The sequence below is a fragment of the Paenibacillus sp. FSL W7-1088 genome (assembly GCF_037969855.1).
Taxonomy (GTDB): Bacteria; Bacillota; Bacilli; order Paenibacillales; family Paenibacillaceae; genus Paenibacillus.
In genome coordinates this window covers 2,531,659-2,548,179 of sequence record NZ_CP150216.1, presented here as the reverse complement: position 1 = coordinate 2,548,179, position 16,521 = coordinate 2,531,659, and the positions used below count along the sequence as shown (strand labels likewise).

Below are 16,521 nucleotides of genomic sequence, written 5' to 3'. Positions count from 1 at the left end.
GTGTTAGAGAAATAAAAAAGCTCTGTCGACATTAGAAGGCGACAAAGCAAATGACTCATTAACCTATTTCTTTTAGCAATTCCTCATTGTTATTACGCACATTCCCAACTTCCTTCGGCACCTCGTATGCTCGCATCTCAGACGCTTGATATGGCTTCAAAAGGCCAAGCAAAGACTGAACATCGTCATTATCTCTACCAAGCCATTCCGCCTCATCCTCAGGTCGAAGGATAACCGGCATACGGTTATGAATGTCTTCCATAAGGCTATTTGGTTCGGTTGTGATGATGGTGCACGTACTCAGTTTGTTGCCGTCTGGATCTGTCCAGGTGTCGTATAAGCCAGCAAAAGAGAACAAACGGTCATCCTTCATTAAAATGCGCATCGGCTGTTTGTCTGTCCCTTCTTTGCGCCACTCATAAAACCCATTTGTGGGAATAATACAGCGTTTGGAACAAATCAACCGTTTAAAGGCTGGCTTTTCGGCTAATGTCTCGGCCCGGGCATTAATCATCTTATTACCGATTTTGTCGTCCTTGGCCCAAACGGGTACCAGACCCCACCGGAGTGAACCCAATCGATTACCGTCTTTGCTCCCGATAATCGTCGGGATGTATTGCATAGGTGCAGCGTTGTAATTAGGCTTGTACTCAAATCCTTCAGCAATGGAAGCATAGTACCTGTCCATTATCGCGTCTAAGGGGTCAGTGATTGTAAATCTACCACACATACAAAGCACCTCCTGTATTGTCCTTACAATATATAATCACACAATAAATTGATCAAACACGGGGATACGTAGCAAGCATGATTTGGTCCAATTACGCATTTTGACCCTGGATTGTATACGGGGCTCCAGGTAAACGTTGTTCTTATCCTGGCCTGTCATGAGTTGCTGGGGTACTCCACGGAATGCCCTCGTTTCTTTCAGGCTTGCGCCATTAACTATAATATCAGTTCTCGGCTTTCCAGACGGATCCGGAACGAATGCAAGTCAAGATTCAGGTATTTTACAATTTGAAATCACTATACGTCGAGTGATTTTCCTACTGGAAAGATATCCAAAAGGCATCTATGTCAAGATCATCACTCAACAATTTTTTCATGTTTTTTTAATTTATATTGTAATATTCTATGTAAAAGTTAAAATAGAGTAATTATCACATACATAAATTAAAGCAGGTGTTATTGTGTGCAAACAATAGATGCAGTTCGTGCTATTCAAGCAGTAAAAAATGGTGTTACTAGGCCTTATATTCTTGAAGGAAATGACGGTTACTCATACTTCACAAAGTTTAAGGAAAATCCAGAAACCTCAAGAATTTTGGCTAACGAATTTGTTTGTGCCAAAATCGCTGAATTTTTGGAACTTCCACTTGCTAACCCATGCTTAATCCGAGTAGATTCGGATTTTCTTGATTTGTACGGTGATGAAATAAGCACTCACATTGATAATGACATGACTATTACAACCGGTCTCCATTTTGGCACTAGGAAAATTAATAAAGCAATCCAGATTACAAATTCTAGAATGCTCGAAGAAGCCGTTAATGTTCGAGTAATCCCGGAATTGATTCTGTTCGACCAACTAATATGCAACACTGACAGAGATCAGAATGGAGGAAACCTCCTTTTTGATATATCAAAGATGCAGATCGTAGTGATTGACCATTCTCATGTGTTTGATATAGGTCCTCTTTGGGATGCTCATCAACTAAACTTAAGGATTGGCTCTGAATTTAAACCATTCACTCAAAATGGGTATATTTTCAGAAAGCTGATTCACCATGTTCGAGGAAATAACCCATTTGACTCAATTTCCGGGAAAATGTCACGAATGACAAATGATTTTTTATGGCATATTATTAAGGAAATACCTGATGAATGGCTTATTCCTGAAGATGACAAAATTGCTTTGCACAAATATTTATGTGACCGTCTGCATAGAATAAGCGATGCTTTTGAAGTACTTCGGCCATCACTACCTTTTTGGAAAGGAGGAAGTTAATCAATGGATAATATCTGTAAATACGCTGTAATGAGGTATGTGCCGGACAGCACCAGGGAAGAATTCATAAACATTGGTGTAGTACTACACTCACCTGAAGAAAAGTATATTGACTGTCTTATTACCGGTAACTTTTCAAGAGTATCTACATTTGACGATGAAATAAAAATTTCATTTTTGAAGATTATTTTAAGTGGTGTTAAAGAAGATTTCTCAAATAATTCAACGGTTAGCGGTCCTTCCAGAGAGGATCTATCTGACCCTAAGTATTTGGATAAAGCAACATCTATATATATAAATCAAATTCAATTTTCTAGAATAAATTTGATCAAGTCAAATGATTTTGAGGAAGATCTCATGAACCTCTACAAAACATACGTACATTTTGAAATTCAGAAAAGATCAAGGCTTACTGAACAAGAAGTAAGATCAATTATGAACCGTGTAATTCGGACAAAAGCTGGTTCCAACAAATTCTTAGAAAAAAACTATAAAGTGGACATTGGCCCACAACAAATAGAACTAGATTATGCTTATGAAACAAAGAATGATCATTTAAAGATTATAAAAACATTCTCTTTCGATTATACAACTCAAGGGAGTAACCAAGCTCCTCAGCTTGCCAAAGAATGGGCCTACAATTTCAATAGAATTAAATCCAAATCAGATTTAATTGATAAATTCCCTAAGTCAGATCTGGATTTAACAGCTTTAATCTATGTTAAATCCCATACTAAAAATATAAAAATTGCCTTAGAAATATTAAAAGAAGAAACAAACACAATTGAAGTAAATAATAAGGTTCAAATTACGAAGTTTGCTGACGAAATGGTTGGTGAAATAAAGAGTATCTAATTAATATAGCCAGCCTTCACTTAAGGGCTGGCTATACTTAGCTGTTGTCATAGAATCACTCAAATACGGCGCCCAAAAGCTCTTTAAAATCTTTGAATTCTTTGCTGGCACCTTCCTTAATAAATCGATATTCAACATTGTTAGTTTTTGCTTTTTCAATCTTAACTTTCAATTCATCTACATACGACTTAAGACGTACAAATTCTAAATCTTCTTTTTTCACGTTCTCCAGAGAGGAATATATCGTTCCTCCTCTTTTTTCTCTGATTAATATTTTGGTCACAGTATCTTTTCCACGTTTAATTGTGACTTCATTTTCTTTCCCACAAATTAACGCAAATTTCTCACTTTTGTATTCTGCCTCAACTGATTCAATTGCAACACTCGTATCTGCCTCGATTATTTCAAAACCTCTGCTTTTAAAATAATGGGAGAAGCTTTGTAAGGCCTGACTCTTCAGTTCTTTTTGATTCAACAACTGGACAGGGAGCATATGTTGTTGTAGCTCAAATTCCAGCTGTTTTTTTTCTTCTTCTAAGTCCGCTAACAATTTTATCTTATTTAAATCCATATTAACCCCTCCTCCTTTTTACTAATGATAGCGCAAATAAGGAGAAGATCAATAGAAAAAGCGAGAAGACGGGCCTATTAGTTAGCTGCTGCTTCTTTAGTTGCAATTCACATTCAAAATTTTTTCTAAACTCCTGATGCATCACGGAAAATGAGTCATTTAATGATCAGCTGACCAAGGAATGTTTAACTCATGAAACTTTATCATAATGAGGATCTTTTTTATAAATGACAGATTGTAATCATTAAGGTACTGTTTTACGTTAGCATCCCTCATTTTTTTTACCCCCAAGGATATAAGGCTTCATTTATAGAAAAGAAAAAGGACCATAGGGTCCCTCTTGCATATTTATAATGTTCCTCCGATATTCTTTAATTATCCAAAACTCACCCTCTGTTTACGTTGTTCACTTTTTGCAAGCTCGCGACGAACAGCCGCCCCGATATCAACACCGATTGAATTAGCAGCCTCAGGAGTAGCAACCCCAGCAACAGTTACATTTACATGGATTGTATCCCCACCGCCTCCAGTGTTAGCACCGATCATGCTTCCTATCTGCTCATACAGCCGCTTGGAGCGTTTGGAACCATCAATAGGGATAATTGCTTCCATACCTTTTTCACCAGCCAAGGAAGGGCTATCGGCAAATCCACCCTTTGCATACGCTGGTATCTCCGGAATTGTCGGGATAGCGAAGCCGATATGCCCCATGTCGAACGGGAGATCAACGGATATCCCATTTATTTTGCCTATAGCCTGGTTGACCAAACGTATAACCGCATTGATAGGACCCGCGACTAAAGCCTTGAGCCCTCCCCATATTCCGGCAAATGTCTGGACAACGCCATTCCACACTGTGGACCAATCACCCGTGAACACTCCAGCCACAAAGTCTATGATTCCGCCCAAAGACGTCATCAGGCCAGTGAACAAACCTGTTAGTATCCGTATGACTTCGCTCACAATCTCCTTGATGTAAGGAAACGCAAAGTTGAACGCTGCAACGATCCCGTCAATGATTGGCTTGAGAGATTCGAACATAGCCGAACCAGCAGAGATTACTTTGTTGAACACTGAGGTGAAAACCGGTGCCATGGTCTGGATGGATAAAACGATTTGTGGAACAACATCGTTAGCTAACCAGCCGAACACTTTAGATATTACGGGCCAAAGTTTGGATGCCAGGTAAGAAACAATGGGTGTCACCGCTCGTATCACCCTCGCTGCCATATTCGCAACGGTTGTAGCAACGAGTTTAAATATCGTGATATCGGCCATTACGATCTTTTTAATAGACCCAAAAACACTTTTAACATGAGGCGATATCTCGCGAAAGGTGTCCATGAGCATATCCTTGTATTTCTCGACGGAAATAATCAGGCTGTCAAACCCTCCACCAGCACCAGCACCGGAGAACATCCCGCTAATTAGACCACCAACATTTTTGAACGTGCTGCTCACAGCCTTGGTGAGTTTACCCGAAGTGAACCATCCAGCAAACTTTGAAACTATCGGAAGCAGCTTGGTCATCATAGGATTCCAGACATCCATCTCTATCGATCTACCCATTGCGCGGAAAGCATCCGTAACACTGCCGTACTTGATGTTCTGGACGTTTTTCATGGTTTCACGGGTCTTATCGAACTGGCTGCGAGCCTCCCCCATTGCTTTAATGGCGTCGTATTCCAAATCCTCAAACTGAGTACCCATAAGAGCCACACCAGCGGCGTTTCTTTTAACCGGGTCCTCGACTTTGGCGAGAGCTTGGAATATCTTCTGAGTGGCTAATCTTGCATTGTCTCCACCACGGGCAAGAGCTTGTTCGAATTGTTCTGCATTGAGGTTTAATGCTGCATAACCCTCTGCACTTGACTTCGATTGGTCTTTAACCCGGATGTTCAGTTCCTTTATCGCGTCACCAACTTTATCGAGCTGGAAAACACCAGATTCCGCACCGGCACCGAACATATCAAACATCTCATTTGCATTAAACCCGAGCTTGTTGAAATATACGGAATACTCAGAAACTGAGTCTAACAACTCGTCGGACATATTCAATCCGCCCTTGTAACCTTGGGCCATGAGGTTAAATGCTTCGTGTTGAGATACACCAAACTGCTTGGTCATTTGATCCGCTGCCCGGATACTTTGGGTGACGTCCTCACCGAACACATCCCGGTAAACAACTGCATCCCGAGTTGCTACTTTGAGCGCATCACCAGTCAACCCTGTAACTTGCTTTACAGTCGCCATGGATCGGGTCAGATCATCCCAGTTTTCACCGATGTTGTCTCTGTATAAGCTGGATGCCTGTTTCTTTATTTCTGACATTTGCTTATTGGTTATATTTGTGGATGCTTGGAGTTGGCGAAACGACTTATCAAAGTCTCCCACAAGGCTAATCGCCTCTACGAAACCATTGATGATACCGTCTACAATCATTCGTGCGCCTGTAAACTTAGCAACGGTATCCAAAGCTCCCCGGAAACTCATAGCCGCTTCCCTGGCTTTTGCGAAACCATGAACGGAGTTCTGGACTTCATCAACTGCCTTCTTTGGACCCTTAGCCCGTTGTAAGATTTTCAATACATTTTCCATGCCTTCTAGTTGCCTATTGGCATCACGGAAACTTTTGCGAAATTGAGGATTCATCTGCGCTTGGAGCTTGAACGCTATTTCATAATCTTTTAACATCTTTCTCACCTCTGCCCATTAATTTTCAGATAGTATTAAATAAAAAAACTTCACTTTCTTTAAGCGGAAGTGAAGTTTTTAGACTAAGCATTCATTTGCTAATATAATTAACGCTAATACTAGCGATTGGGCATAATCCTATTAAAAAAACCTTTCGTTTTAGATGATTCCTCTCCAATTCCTACTAGTTCGTCATCTGTTAACAATTCTCCAAATTGTTTATAATGCTCAATCCATCTAGGAATCTCTCCAGTTTTATACGCACGTTCAAGCTCATCTTCACTTGGTAACACTCCTTTATCTGTGATTTTCCAAACAGCAGGAAACGAACCGATATTCTCTTCGATAAACGGGCGTTCTGGAACTCCTAAACGTTTAGTGATATTAGCCTGAGATCCACCGATAGCTCTTTCTGCTTCGTTTAGAGAACTAAGCAATCTCTTGGCTTTCAGATATTTTTGGTTAGCCTTCTGGATTTCAAGGGTTAGTTTTGCACGTTGTTCTCGGGCGGCGCTGAACACATTTTGAATATCAGCACTTAATTCTGCCACTTCCCTTTCCCACCCCACCTTGACATCATTAATTATTGCTTCAAGCTTTCCAGGCTTACCGTTTTTCACAATTTCCAATCTTTCCTTGGCAACTTCAATTTCACTAGCTAATTCATTTACACGCATTTTCACCTCGTTCAGTTCGGTAATGCTGTACGTCTTTGTGCCGTTACTATCATCGACCATCATGTTTTTATAAGTGGCTAGTGCTTGATGATGATCACTCTCTTTTTTCACAATTTCATTAGCTAGTTCAGTAATCCGAGCATCAATCTGACTGCTTACTCTCTTGAATTCTTCAAGTTCCTTAAACATATTTGTTATCCCCTTTATTATTTTATTTAGGCAACGACATAATCATCAAATACTAAATAGATTTATTTATATTCAAAGCCTCTGTAAGTTCATCTACCAGAAGGCTTGTACTCGAATCAGAAGTAGCGTTTCTTGCAGACCTATTTATTTGCTGTGCTAGTACATGGGAAAGTTGATTCTCATTAACACACTGTTCAATAGTCAAACTATTCTTGGCTCTATTTTTCATTATTTCAAAAGCTACTTTCTCCGGATCTGCACCATTTTTTATAGCTTTATCAATGAGAATAGAATTTTCAATTGTTCTAATACTCTCAAACATGGAAATACGTCGTTGTTCTGCTTTAAACATATTCATAATTAAAAAACTCCTTTTTTTGTATTGTTAATGGTTTTTACTTAGGATTCTGTAAAAACAGGTGGAGGCCTCGCCTGGTTATCTGAATCAAAACACTTATTCACCAAACCTATCACCACTTTCAAATTTATAGTTGAAATCTATAAGAAGAATTGATATAATGATCATTAGTTGAGTAATTATACATATTTTGTTTCATGATCGTCCTCGCTATTACCAGTAGCGGGGGCGATTTTTTTTATCCCCATCATAAAGAATCCCTGCTCTAATTCCAAAAGTGATTCAACGTCCTCCAGGGGAACGAAAGGCTCCCCACTTCCTCCAATTTTCACACAAGCATCAAACGCTTTGTTTAATGTTGATATCGTCGCTTCCCCATACCTTTTATTGAGTGCATCCCTTAATTGTTTTCCTAATCTATCCTCTGCACCTAAACCTGTACTTTGAGTAATTGTTTCCATGACGACCATCCTTTCGTTATGAGCTTCACAGTTAGTTGTATGTTCATCTCTCTATTTCTCTTGGAGTTAATTCAACTCGGTTTGGACTCTATGATATTTAAAGCATCGAACAAATAGCAGTCATTAATAGATTCAATTCTGTCAATCACAATCAACTTGTATAACTCAGGAAAGTTAATAAGATTAGGAATTGAATTCAGCAGCACATCATCGTTTTTAAGGCCATCCTTTAGCGTTACAAGTTGCATAAGAGCCTCCCTCTCTAACTGCCATGCATTATTGAAAAGTTGTTGTATAGTAGTGGGTAAGTCCAGATTATTAAGAATATTGATTGCAAGGGCACCTTTACTACTAAGAATGCAGATATCTAATCTGTTTAGCATCTTATCCCTTTTCCTGCCTCGGGGAATTTTCTCCAACTCAATAGCCATAGTCTCAAGAAGAGTTATCTTTTTCTGTATATTCTTCTGACATTCTTCTCCAACCTTACGTACACTTTTTATCTTTCTCATGAAGAAACGAAGCGCAACTAAAAAATCATATGGAGTGCAGGTTGTGCCGTTAGTATCAATACTGATATTAAACCTCCATCCTAACTCCTCGTTACTCTCTATCTGGTCAGGATTCCGATTAAGAATGACCTTCGCGTAAAATCTGAGGATATTCTGTTCAAAGACAAGAATTTTCTTATAATTCGCCTTAACCAGATCACCATAAGCTTGTAAATAATCTGACATTTCTTTAATTTTGAAATCGACTAGCTGTAACAATTCCGAACGTTTCAATAGGTTTGCTCCCTTCTAATCCTGTTCATTCTTAAAAATGTTAACAAGTCCAAGTCCCAATGCAATTTTCACAAACGCAGCTTGTCGACATTTACTGTAAGTTGGCGAACTTATACCAATCGATTCATAGACAGTCTGGTCTGTTGTATATGCGGCTTCAACATCCAGATATCTTTCTTGAATTATTTGCTTTTCTAAATCAGGCATGCACTCAACGATTGATAACACCTTCTGACATGTCTCATTAGGCTGCTCGACAATCAATAGAAGATTTACTTCAAAGAGAATACTTTCAATTTTCTTCTTTGCATTCTTTGAAATCCTAGACACGTTAGAAATTTCTTTATGCCTCAAAACTAATCACCTCCTCTCAGGTATAGCTACCGTTACTTACTACCGGTCTGTCTTAGCTTGTTTCTTGTTCTGCAGATTACGAAGGATGATTGCACATTGAAGAGGATTTCTATCACGCCAAAGCTTTACAAGATCACTAAGTGACATTAAAATAGGCACCTCCCATGAATGCTATACTTTGAAATTAGGTCGTTTCAGAAAGCTTCATTTGCTCTCGTCTAATAAAGTGAATTTTTCAAAGAACAAAATGCCTCATGTAAGCCTTGAGAAAGGGGAATATCTTCCCGTCATTTTTCCGAGGTAAATTCTCAAGGTGTTTTTCAACTGCTTCTGTGTAATCCTCTTCTGTAACTCCTATCTCATGCAGATCTGCAATTCCCTCTCGAATCTGTTCCATTTGTTTCATTGTGACCTTCGGATGATCTTTGCCGAATTTTTTGTGATAAAGGGTATTATATATTTGTGAATAGCGATCCTCTGCTGATAAGAAGAGGTAATCTTTTAAATCTTTATCATTCGTTATTTCTTTAACATTAGTTATTAGCGTTGGATTTTCCAGTTGTGGAAAACCCGATTCTGGTTTTTCGTATACATCCAGCACCCAGGAGACAATTTTACCTTTTTCCTTAATGGAATATCGGTTTAGATAACCCCACTTCTCAAGCTCCTTCATTCCAGCCCGGATACTGTCTTTGCCGTCTGTTGCATGCTTGATCAGTTCATCAATATGAAACTTAAAGTTATCCGGCTTAGAAAGCATATAAGCTAATAGCCCTCTGGCCTTAAAGCTTAACCGGGTGTCTTGTAATAACTCATTGAGTACTCGGGTAAATGCTGGTGCAGTTTTCCCCTGTTTATTGACTCGATATGTTGTCACATAGTGTCACCACCGCCCCATTCCCTTTTAAGAGGCTAAATAGTTCGTAACTCTGAATTTGCCCTGAGATAAAGTCTTCCAAGCTCATCCAAAGCACATTGGCTTTGGCAGGATCGATCCCGTTTACCTCAAACAATGAATTTCCTACCTGCTCATATAAATCAGTCATTAGTTCCAACTGGATTCCCACCCGTTCCAGTTCTTTACGTTTAGTATCCAAGTTGCTCAGTAATTCCAATAACCGATGAGATACTATTCTCTGTGCCGTATTCATTTGCACCACCTAACTTCTCAATCCGCATGAGCTAGTATTCTGACTGATCCACCCTTCCAGATCATGTTGACGAAAGAAAATCTTAGAGCGGACCTTGAATGACGGGATCTGATCTTTCCGGACCATGTCATACAACAGCCATTCAGAGATTCTGAGGTATTTGGCTGCCTCTTTAACAGTCATCGTTTGCGGCTGTTCCTGAACAACTTGCTGCTGAATAATCATTTGTCCCAACTGCTGCAAGAATTGTTGCGGATCGATGTCCAATTTCCGCTCTACTACTTCTGGAGTGTGATATGTCGGAGCTGCTTGCTGAACAATTACAGTTGGCGTGTTACGTCTTACTCTTGGATTACGCATGATTTAAATTCCTCCCTGAATGTATTTAATTGCGTTTTAACTGCGTTTTGTGGATATCCATGTAAATGTACTCACTGAGACTATCGCACTCTCCAATACTATTAACTTTACAAATCGGAGAGAAATTCTGAATGAACTATGCTTTATGTCTGCGTGCTTCTATCATTCGCTCTCTACGTGATTGACGTTCTTCTTCTGAAAGTGATCTTGGAGAAGGAGCTAAACTAAACCGAACCTGATTCCCCTTGAGCCTCCATTGACCAGCGACAATACGAATGTTTCCTGAACGTCCGATCTCTTCTTCTTTCCAGTATGGTTCTCCAGCAACTTTCAAGAGCCGGTTAATATATTTCCTGCAGCAACTGTACACAGTCCACTCATCGTCAATCGGATCGTATACCGCTGTCACCTCTTGTTCTTCAACTGGATACACGTTTGCATCCCCTCTCCTTCTTTCAGACCAATTAAGTTAACTTGCATGCAAGACCTGTTAGGATCGTTAGGTGTAATTTATCCAGTTGGATGCTAAATGCTCTTAGAAGGCATCCAATTATCTCAGACAAGCATATATAAACTGCATTCAGATTAATGTGTTCAAAATCGATACCGTACAAAGCGATAAGTACGAATACGTGGTACGCCTCTGCCTTCATCCCATTGCTCTCACATTCCTGAATAAAATCTGCGGGAATATGAGTTATTTTTTGACCTTCTCGATGCTGTATTCACGGTTCTTTCTGGTCTGTTGCAGACTTAAATGGTTACTTGACATGACATGCTCCTTTCGGATATCCCGCAAGTGAATATAGAGATCACTCTTAGATGACTCTGAATAAGCACCGTGCAGCTAGAAGAGCCGAGAAGTTGTGCTTAACTCAGTTGGATCGGAGAATGATGAGGGTGCGGGATAAGAGAAGTTTTTTTACTGAATTGAACTACTGCTTTCTGATTCTTGATTTAGGATCCACTTATCAAGAGCTTCTTTGCGGAACATGATTTTGTTTCCTATTCGATACGCAGGAATTTTCTTTTCTCTCACCATTTCACGTAATTTGTATGGGCTTGCTCCAATATATGGAGCAGCTTCCTTAATGCTCATACGTTCCATTGTTAACCTCCTCATGGTTAATTGTTGTTTTCTTTTTGGAAACTTTATCCTACATGGATACTTTATCACGTTGTATCCATATTGGCAACTATTATTGTTGTATGTTTCTGCTTGTTGTCTGGATGGATACTTTGTTATACTGAAACCACATAAAAATTAAGGAATGAGGAAGTTAAAAATGGAACCAAAATTATTTGGTCAATATTTACGTGAGGCCAGAAACAAAAAAAAATTAACGCTTGAAAAGGTTGCTAAGTCTGCGAATCTATCAAAGGGTTATCTGTCCAATATAGAGAATGGAAACCGGGGTATCCCATCACCTGACTTATTAAACAAATTGTCAAAGCCACTTGGGGTGTCCTACAGTGACCTAATGCTCAAAGCTGGTTACTACGATGAATCTATGTATAAATTTACAAAAGATTTCGAGATGTATGAGAACGAAATGGAAACACCTTTGATGCAAGTTCTGAGTTTATTTATTGGAGGGGCAGGATATATAAATCCTGAGATTAGAGATGAACTATTCTTGGTTTTAGAAGATTCTATGATAGGACCTGATTTTGCAAGGTTTAATAAGGAATTTAGACAATATTTAATTAACAAACAAGAGGCACCTGACAGTATTTCTACAGACTACGAAGAAGATTTATATGAAGAATTTGATAGTCTCTACAATGCAAAAAATTTACTTATACAATTTAAGGATTATGTGAATGAGTCAACAAAAGAACAATTGCTAACTGTCTTAACGGAACTAGCTGAGAAGAATAACCTTGGAACCCGTATGAACTCAGCATTTCTTGAACTGACAACTCTTTTGAGTGAACCTTCTATTACTTATAATCAAAAAACTCTTTCTCAATTGGATAGACAACGCATTCTCGATATGCTTGAACTCCTCTTCCCTAATCACTAATCATACGAAAGGAGCCTAACCATGAATAAAGATCATACAACCAAGTTGCCCGCTGCTGATTTGCTTGCTGCATTACAGGAACTGAAGAACATTAAATTTGAGGTCACAGTTGGAATAGCGTCTCAAGATAGTCCCGGTGCAAATAGTGCTAGACAAAATACAACGCAGATTGATATTACAAGAACTGAAGAATTGCTCCCTCCTGTACTCACGCCTAAGGACATACAGAATTTCCTTAGTATCTCAAAAAGTAAAACTTATGAATTTCTTAATTCAGGTGAGTTGCATGTCGCAAGAGCTGGCAGAACACTTTACGTATCTCGGGTCGTGTTCTTAGAGTGGTTAGAAGGCAAGAACGATTAAACTCCAAAATGAACAGGAGACATGTAAATAATGATTAAGCCGAGGAAAAAGTCATACACAATTGAGTACATCTGTGTAGGTACGCCTGAACAATCAGATCGTATCCTCAGGCAAATTGCTAAATGTGTAATCAAGAAGGTATTGGACAAGCACGGTGCTGTAGCTCATAACCTGGATGAGGTTCTTGAAAAGTATATCAATCACAAGAATCGTGAGGGGCATGTTTAATATTACCTGTACACTCTGCTCAATACATAAGCGACATCTGACTCCTGTTTATCTCCTTTGTGATGTTGCCTCATTTCAACTCTATCTGTGAACTACAAATACACCCGCTTTTTATACGAGTGTTTATACATGGATTGGATATGCAATTGGGATTCTCTTATATATATCTTTATATCTTTTATTCTTTTATTTCTTTTTTCTTTCTTGGGGGTATAATCGTACACCACTAGCATTCATGTTTTATGTATATCAATGTATATTATGCATAAAGGGTGTAGCTTTAACCGACACCCTCAGTATGATTCTAAAAAAATGGAGGTCCTATCTTATGAACAAAATTAGTCTTGAACGTAGAAAAGAACATATCGCTGAATTGCAGAATGAAATTAAGCTGCAGGAGCATGCGATAAAAGTTATTGAAACATACTCTCCAACCACACTGGAAGAAAAGATATTACACCTCTATGCCATTGAGGGCAGTGTGAAGATTGTTGCCGATCAGATCAATGCGGAAGGCCATAGAATTGGGGCACGCAAATATATAACAAACGATATCACAGCGGTTATTGAATCGAAGCCAGTTAAAGATGAGTTACATGAGATCGTGAAAAAGGCATTTAATCAAAATAAGAAAAAGGCAGCCGCACGCTGGTTTTAACCGTTATTAGTAGTATCTCAAATCACACACACTATGTCCGAAGACCTTTTATTTTTTCCATACACTGACGGATGTGTTCATCAGTTAACATTTCTATAAACCGTTCTAAGGCCTTTTCACTTTCCTTACAATCTTCGCTTGCAAATATGACATTCACCCACATCTTCGTCTTTTCATTGAATCTTCTGATGGTTCTTTTCTCTTTGTCATATTCGTATTCTTTATCACCAATTTTAATAAACTCACCAAGCTCATGATTTTTCATACCTCAGCCTCCCTTTACCTTAACTAATTCAATCACTATTGCAGATTTACCTTCCATAAGGATCACGTAGTCTCAAATAAAGTTTTAGCGGTGATTCGTATCTTTAAGCATACAAAAATCATTCTATCTATATTGGTGAGATAGATTATACCCCTCACATAAATAAATGCCTAAAACGGGCTATAAGGAGTTTTATATCCATGGCAAAAGGTAGCATTGAAAAACGCGGCAAGAACTCATGGCGTCTCACGGTTGAGCTCGGCACTGACGGGCAAGGAGAACGTGATTTTGAAAGAAAGACAATTCGGGTTGAAGATCCGGACTTGCTGCGTGCTCCACGCAGGTTACAGAACCATCTTGATGAAGAACTTGTGAAATTCAAAATGGAAGTCGAAGCCGGGCTATACATCCGGCCAGAAAAATTGACGTTCAAAGCTTTTGTTGAAATATGGATTAAGAAATTCGTTGAGGTCGATCTTGAAGAAAAGACCCAGGGCAATTATAAATTCCATGTTGAACGCCGTATTATCCCCTATTTCGGTCAGAAGCACATGGATAAAATTAAGACACTTCATGTCACTGATTATCTGGATTATCTTCGTACACCTGAAGCCAGCTTGAAGAAGAATGGAAAACCGCTTGGATCGGCTACCATCGTGTATAATTATCGAGTTCTGCGTAGTATCTTTGCTAAAGCAGTAGAATGGCGTGTTTTGAAAGAAAACCCCATGAGCGGCGTTAAGAAGCCTAAAGAAGATGACGTCAAGGAAATGGAATATTACGACGAGAAAGAGATACAAGATTTATTTATTGCTCTGGAAGAAGAACCGTTAGAAGTTAGGATATTAATTGTGTTGGCAGTAACTACAGGTATGAGACGTGGAGAGATCGCAGGTCTTGAGTGGAAAAACATAGACCTGGATGAGGGATACATTAATATTAAGCAAACCATTCCAATGCTCAAAAAAGGCGTAGCGGTTATCAAGGGGCCAAAAAACAAGCAATCCAATCGTAAGATCGCTCTTTCAGTTGCCAGTATAGAAGAATTGAAGCTCTATAGAACTGAATGGAAGAAGATGAAATTGAAGCTTGGTGACAAGTGGACGGCTCCTCAAGGTACGGAGTTTCTGTTCTGCCAAATAAACGGTCACCCGTCTGATCCTCAGCGCCTCACCAAACGTTGGATAGATTTCTACCGTAGGCATGGTATGAAGCCCATCAGATTACATGATTTGAGGCACACTTCTGTATCCTGGATGATATTCAAGAAGGTTCACTCAGAGGTCATAGCCAAGCGTGTAGGGCACACCAACACTAAAATGCTGGAGATATATGGACACATATTCAAATCAGTGGACAAGGCTGCCGCTGAGGTATTTGAGGACATGTTTAAACCCACCAGAAAGACGCAATAACACTCATCTGCCCCCATATTGATATTGGGTGCAAATTGGGTGCCAAATTCGCAAAAAGTACCCAAAAACAGCATTTCTACTCTACTCCATATTTTATGAAAAGCTTAATCTACCAAGTGTTTCACGATTTAATATATGAACTCATGAGCCAATTTAACTCCTCTCCCATGAAAGATAGGCCCTCGAAAGAGGGCCTATTTTTGTTGTTGGAACGTTGGTTGCTGATCATTTCCTGAATCATTTAATATGATCTACTTTTTTACGAACTGGAATCCACACTTCAGTGATGAAATCTTGCTGCTGATCATCAACCCATTCATATTTCTCGATACATGGTCCTTCCGCTTGTTCAAAACTCGTTGACGGAAACCACTCCGTGTAGATACGTTTCCAGATATTCATTATACTTAAATCAATTTCGACATCTTCAGTCATCGTCCCGCGACTGTCAAAGACCGCATAGATTTGACCAGGTACATGAAGAACGGTAAATCCATCAGGGACCTGAATACCATCTGGCACTTCTGCTCCCATTAAATAACGTTTTGAACCATCCTCATCAAAGTCAAAATGATAACCATACAGCAATGCGCCAGCATGTCTCCCTAAAAGCTTGTTAATCTGATCATGAGTACCATCTTTCCAAATTTCCTCCACAAATACAGGTATCTCTTTGTACGCATCCTTATGGACGATAACACTTTTTCCACATACAGTAGAGCCTTTTTCCTCAACCATTCGATAATTCATCTCTGTTTCCCCTCTAACCTGAATTTGAAAGGAGATTCGAGGGAAAGCTTTAAGTTTCACATTCATTTTCTTGGCTTCAAGCGGTGTTACCCCGTGCATTCTTTGAAATGCTTTCGTAAAAGCCGCCGGGCTGTCATAACCGTACTTCAGCGCAGCATCAATGACTTTACAATTCGTTCCCACTAAATCCTGTGCCGCAAGCGTAAGCCTCCTATTTCTCACGTATTGGGTCACGGTAACACCAGTTACTGCATGAAACATTCGCTGAAAATGGTATTTCGAACTCATAGCTGCCTTAGCAATGTCCTCAATCTCAATCGGCAAGTGCAGATGTTGTTCCACGTAATCAATG

General features: G+C 39.3%; 22 protein-coding genes. 7 read left to right on the top strand and 15 right to left on the bottom strand.

Annotated features, from left to right (window positions below; all coding sequences use genetic code 11):
* Positions 1–58: 58 nt before the first annotated feature.
* Positions 59–730, bottom strand: coding sequence for an SOS response-associated peptidase (locus MKY42_RS11675; RefSeq protein WP_339851185.1), 672 nt, complete (start codon positions 728–730; stop codon positions 59–61).
* A 462-nt stretch (positions 731–1,192) separates the two neighbouring features.
* On the opposite strand from MKY42_RS11675, the gene MKY42_RS11670 reads away from it, so the two are divergent.
* Both MKY42_RS11670 and MKY42_RS11665 read left to right on the top strand, forming a co-directional pair.
* A complete protein-coding gene (locus MKY42_RS11670; protein ID WP_339851182.1) occupies positions 1,193–2,008 on the top strand; it encodes a HipA family kinase in 816 nt (271 codons plus the stop codon).
* Positions 2,009–2,011: 3 nt separating this feature from the next.
* The gene (locus MKY42_RS11665; RefSeq protein ID WP_339851180.1) at positions 2,012–2,863 is read left to right on the top strand and encodes a DUF3037 domain-containing protein; all 852 of its coding nucleotides are present in this window, start codon (positions 2,012–2,014) and stop codon (positions 2,861–2,863) included.
* A 55-nt stretch (positions 2,864–2,918) separates the two neighbouring features.
* On the opposite strand, the gene MKY42_RS11660 is transcribed toward MKY42_RS11665, so the two are convergent.
* From MKY42_RS11660 to MKY42_RS11605, 12 genes are all read right to left on the bottom strand, one after another.
* Entirely contained in the window at positions 2,919–3,434 is a 516-nt protein-coding gene (locus MKY42_RS11660) for a hypothetical protein (RefSeq protein WP_339851177.1), read from the bottom strand.
* Positions 3,435–3,809: 375 nt separating this feature from the next.
* On the bottom strand, positions 3,810–6,128 hold the full coding sequence (locus MKY42_RS11655; RefSeq protein WP_339851175.1) for a phage tail tape measure protein: 2,319 nt from the start codon (positions 6,126–6,128) through the stop codon (positions 3,810–3,812).
* A gap of 119 nt (positions 6,129–6,247) precedes the next feature.
* Positions 6,248–6,994 (bottom strand): hypothetical protein, encoded by a 747-nt coding sequence (locus MKY42_RS11650; RefSeq protein WP_339851173.1) that lies wholly within the window; start codon positions 6,992–6,994, stop codon positions 6,248–6,250.
* Between the two features lie 52 nt (positions 6,995–7,046).
* Entirely contained in the window at positions 7,047–7,352 is a 306-nt protein-coding gene (locus MKY42_RS11645) for a hypothetical protein (RefSeq protein ID WP_339851170.1), read from the bottom strand.
* A gap of 179 nt (positions 7,353–7,531) precedes the next feature.
* A complete protein-coding gene (locus tag MKY42_RS11640; protein ID WP_339851166.1) occupies positions 7,532–7,813 on the bottom strand; it encodes a hypothetical protein in 282 nt (93 codons plus the stop codon).
* Positions 7,814–7,884: 71 nt separating this feature from the next.
* Positions 7,885–8,598: a hypothetical protein gene (locus tag MKY42_RS11635; RefSeq protein WP_339851163.1), complete on the bottom strand. Its 714-nt coding sequence runs from the start codon at positions 8,596–8,598 to the stop codon at positions 7,885–7,887.
* 15 nt (positions 8,599–8,613) lie between these two features.
* Entirely contained in the window at positions 8,614–8,952 is a 339-nt protein-coding gene (locus tag MKY42_RS11630) for a hypothetical protein (RefSeq protein WP_339851160.1), read from the bottom strand.
* 235 nt (positions 8,953–9,187) lie between these two features.
* Positions 9,188–9,829 carry a hypothetical protein gene (locus tag MKY42_RS11625; protein WP_339851157.1) on the bottom strand — a complete coding sequence of 214 codons (642 nt, stop codon included), beginning with the start codon at positions 9,827–9,829 and terminating at the stop codon, positions 9,188–9,190.
* Positions 9,807–10,103, bottom strand: a complete 297-nt coding sequence (locus MKY42_RS11620; RefSeq protein ID WP_339851154.1) for a hypothetical protein — start codon at positions 10,101–10,103, stop codon at positions 9,807–9,809. Before MKY42_RS11620 ends, MKY42_RS11625 begins: the two co-directional genes overlap by 23 nt.
* 9 nt (positions 10,104–10,112) lie before the next feature.
* A complete protein-coding gene (locus tag MKY42_RS11615) occupies positions 10,113–10,463 on the bottom strand; it encodes a helix-turn-helix domain-containing protein (protein ID WP_339851151.1) in 351 nt (116 codons plus the stop codon).
* 136 nt (positions 10,464–10,599) lie between these two features.
* Complete coding sequence (locus tag MKY42_RS11610) at positions 10,600–10,896, bottom strand: hypothetical protein (protein WP_339851149.1); 297 nt, start codon at positions 10,894–10,896, stop codon at positions 10,600–10,602.
* A gap of 489 nt (positions 10,897–11,385) precedes the next feature.
* Positions 11,386–11,571: a helix-turn-helix domain-containing protein gene (locus MKY42_RS11605; RefSeq protein ID WP_339851146.1), complete on the bottom strand. Its 186-nt coding sequence runs from the start codon at positions 11,569–11,571 to the stop codon at positions 11,386–11,388.
* A gap of 178 nt (positions 11,572–11,749) precedes the next feature.
* On the opposite strand from MKY42_RS11605, the gene MKY42_RS11600 reads away from it, so the two are divergent.
* The 4 genes from MKY42_RS11600 (at position 11,750) to MKY42_RS11585 (ending at position 13,739) form a co-directional block, all read left to right on the top strand.
* Complete coding sequence (locus tag MKY42_RS11600; protein ID WP_339851143.1) at positions 11,750–12,490, top strand: helix-turn-helix transcriptional regulator; 741 nt, start codon at positions 11,750–11,752, stop codon at positions 12,488–12,490.
* Positions 12,491–12,511: 21 nt separating this feature from the next.
* Positions 12,512–12,853: a helix-turn-helix domain-containing protein gene (locus tag MKY42_RS11595; protein ID WP_339851141.1), complete on the top strand. Its 342-nt coding sequence runs from the start codon at positions 12,512–12,514 to the stop codon at positions 12,851–12,853.
* 30 nt (positions 12,854–12,883) lie between these two features.
* Positions 12,884–13,081: a hypothetical protein gene (locus MKY42_RS11590; RefSeq protein WP_339851139.1), complete on the top strand. Its 198-nt coding sequence runs from the start codon at positions 12,884–12,886 to the stop codon at positions 13,079–13,081.
* 328 nt (positions 13,082–13,409) lie between these two features.
* Positions 13,410–13,739, top strand: a complete 330-nt coding sequence (locus tag MKY42_RS11585) for a hypothetical protein (protein ID WP_339851136.1) — start codon at positions 13,410–13,412, stop codon at positions 13,737–13,739.
* A gap of 31 nt (positions 13,740–13,770) precedes the next feature.
* On the opposite strand, the gene MKY42_RS11580 is transcribed toward MKY42_RS11585, so the two are convergent.
* Positions 13,771–14,004 (bottom strand): hypothetical protein, encoded by a 234-nt coding sequence (locus MKY42_RS11580; protein WP_339851134.1) that lies wholly within the window; start codon positions 14,002–14,004, stop codon positions 13,771–13,773.
* 200 nt (positions 14,005–14,204) lie between these two features.
* Here MKY42_RS11580 and MKY42_RS11575 point away from each other — a divergent pair, with 200 nt between their 5' ends.
* Positions 14,205–15,419 (top strand): site-specific integrase, encoded by a 1,215-nt coding sequence (locus tag MKY42_RS11575; RefSeq protein WP_339851131.1) that lies wholly within the window; start codon positions 14,205–14,207, stop codon positions 15,417–15,419.
* A gap of 237 nt (positions 15,420–15,656) precedes the next feature.
* Here MKY42_RS11575 and MKY42_RS11570 read toward each other — a convergent pair whose 3' ends face one another.
* Entirely contained in the window at positions 15,657–16,511 is an 855-nt protein-coding gene (locus MKY42_RS11570) for an effector binding domain-containing protein (protein WP_339851128.1), read from the bottom strand.
* Between the last annotated feature and the right edge of the window lie 10 nt (positions 16,512–16,521).

Coding starts and splice junctions, on each gene's coding strand:
- MKY42_RS11620 (WP_339851154.1), bottom strand. CDS start 10,103: ATGAATACGGCACAGAGAATAGTATCTCATCGGTTATTGGAATTACTG.
- MKY42_RS11615 (WP_339851151.1), bottom strand. CDS start 10,463: ATGCGTAATCCAAGAGTAAGACGTAACACGCCAACTGTAATTGTTCAG.
- MKY42_RS11590 (WP_339851139.1), top strand. CDS start 12,884: ATGATTAAGCCGAGGAAAAAGTCATACACAATTGAGTACATCTGTGTA.
- MKY42_RS11605 (WP_339851146.1), bottom strand. CDS start 11,571: ATGGAACGTATGAGCATTAAGGAAGCTGCTCCATATATTGGAGCAAGC.
- MKY42_RS11660 (WP_339851177.1), bottom strand. CDS start 3,434: ATGGATTTAAATAAGATAAAATTGTTAGCGGACTTAGAAGAAGAAAAA.
- MKY42_RS11640 (WP_339851166.1), bottom strand. CDS start 7,813: ATGGAAACAATTACTCAAAGTACAGGTTTAGGTGCAGAGGATAGATTA.
- MKY42_RS11650 (WP_339851173.1), bottom strand. CDS start 6,994: ATGTTTAAGGAACTTGAAGAATTCAAGAGAGTAAGCAGTCAGATTGAT.
- MKY42_RS11580 (WP_339851134.1), bottom strand. CDS start 14,004: ATGAAAAATCATGAGCTTGGTGAGTTTATTAAAATTGGTGATAAAGAA.
- MKY42_RS11655 (WP_339851175.1), bottom strand. CDS start 6,128: ATGTTAAAAGATTATGAAATAGCGTTCAAGCTCCAAGCGCAGATGAAT.
- MKY42_RS11575 (WP_339851131.1), top strand. CDS start 14,205: ATGGCAAAAGGTAGCATTGAAAAACGCGGCAAGAACTCATGGCGTCTC.
- MKY42_RS11600 (WP_339851143.1), top strand. CDS start 11,750: ATGGAACCAAAATTATTTGGTCAATATTTACGTGAGGCCAGAAACAAA.
- MKY42_RS11645 (WP_339851170.1), bottom strand. CDS start 7,352: ATGAATATGTTTAAAGCAGAACAACGACGTATTTCCATGTTTGAGAGT.
- MKY42_RS11585 (WP_339851136.1), top strand. CDS start 13,410: ATGAACAAAATTAGTCTTGAACGTAGAAAAGAACATATCGCTGAATTG.
- MKY42_RS11595 (WP_339851141.1), top strand. CDS start 12,512: ATGAATAAAGATCATACAACCAAGTTGCCCGCTGCTGATTTGCTTGCT.
- MKY42_RS11665 (WP_339851180.1), top strand. CDS start 2,012: ATGGATAATATCTGTAAATACGCTGTAATGAGGTATGTGCCGGACAGC.
- MKY42_RS11675 (WP_339851185.1), bottom strand. CDS start 730: ATGTGTGGTAGATTTACAATCACTGACCCCTTAGACGCGATAATGGAC.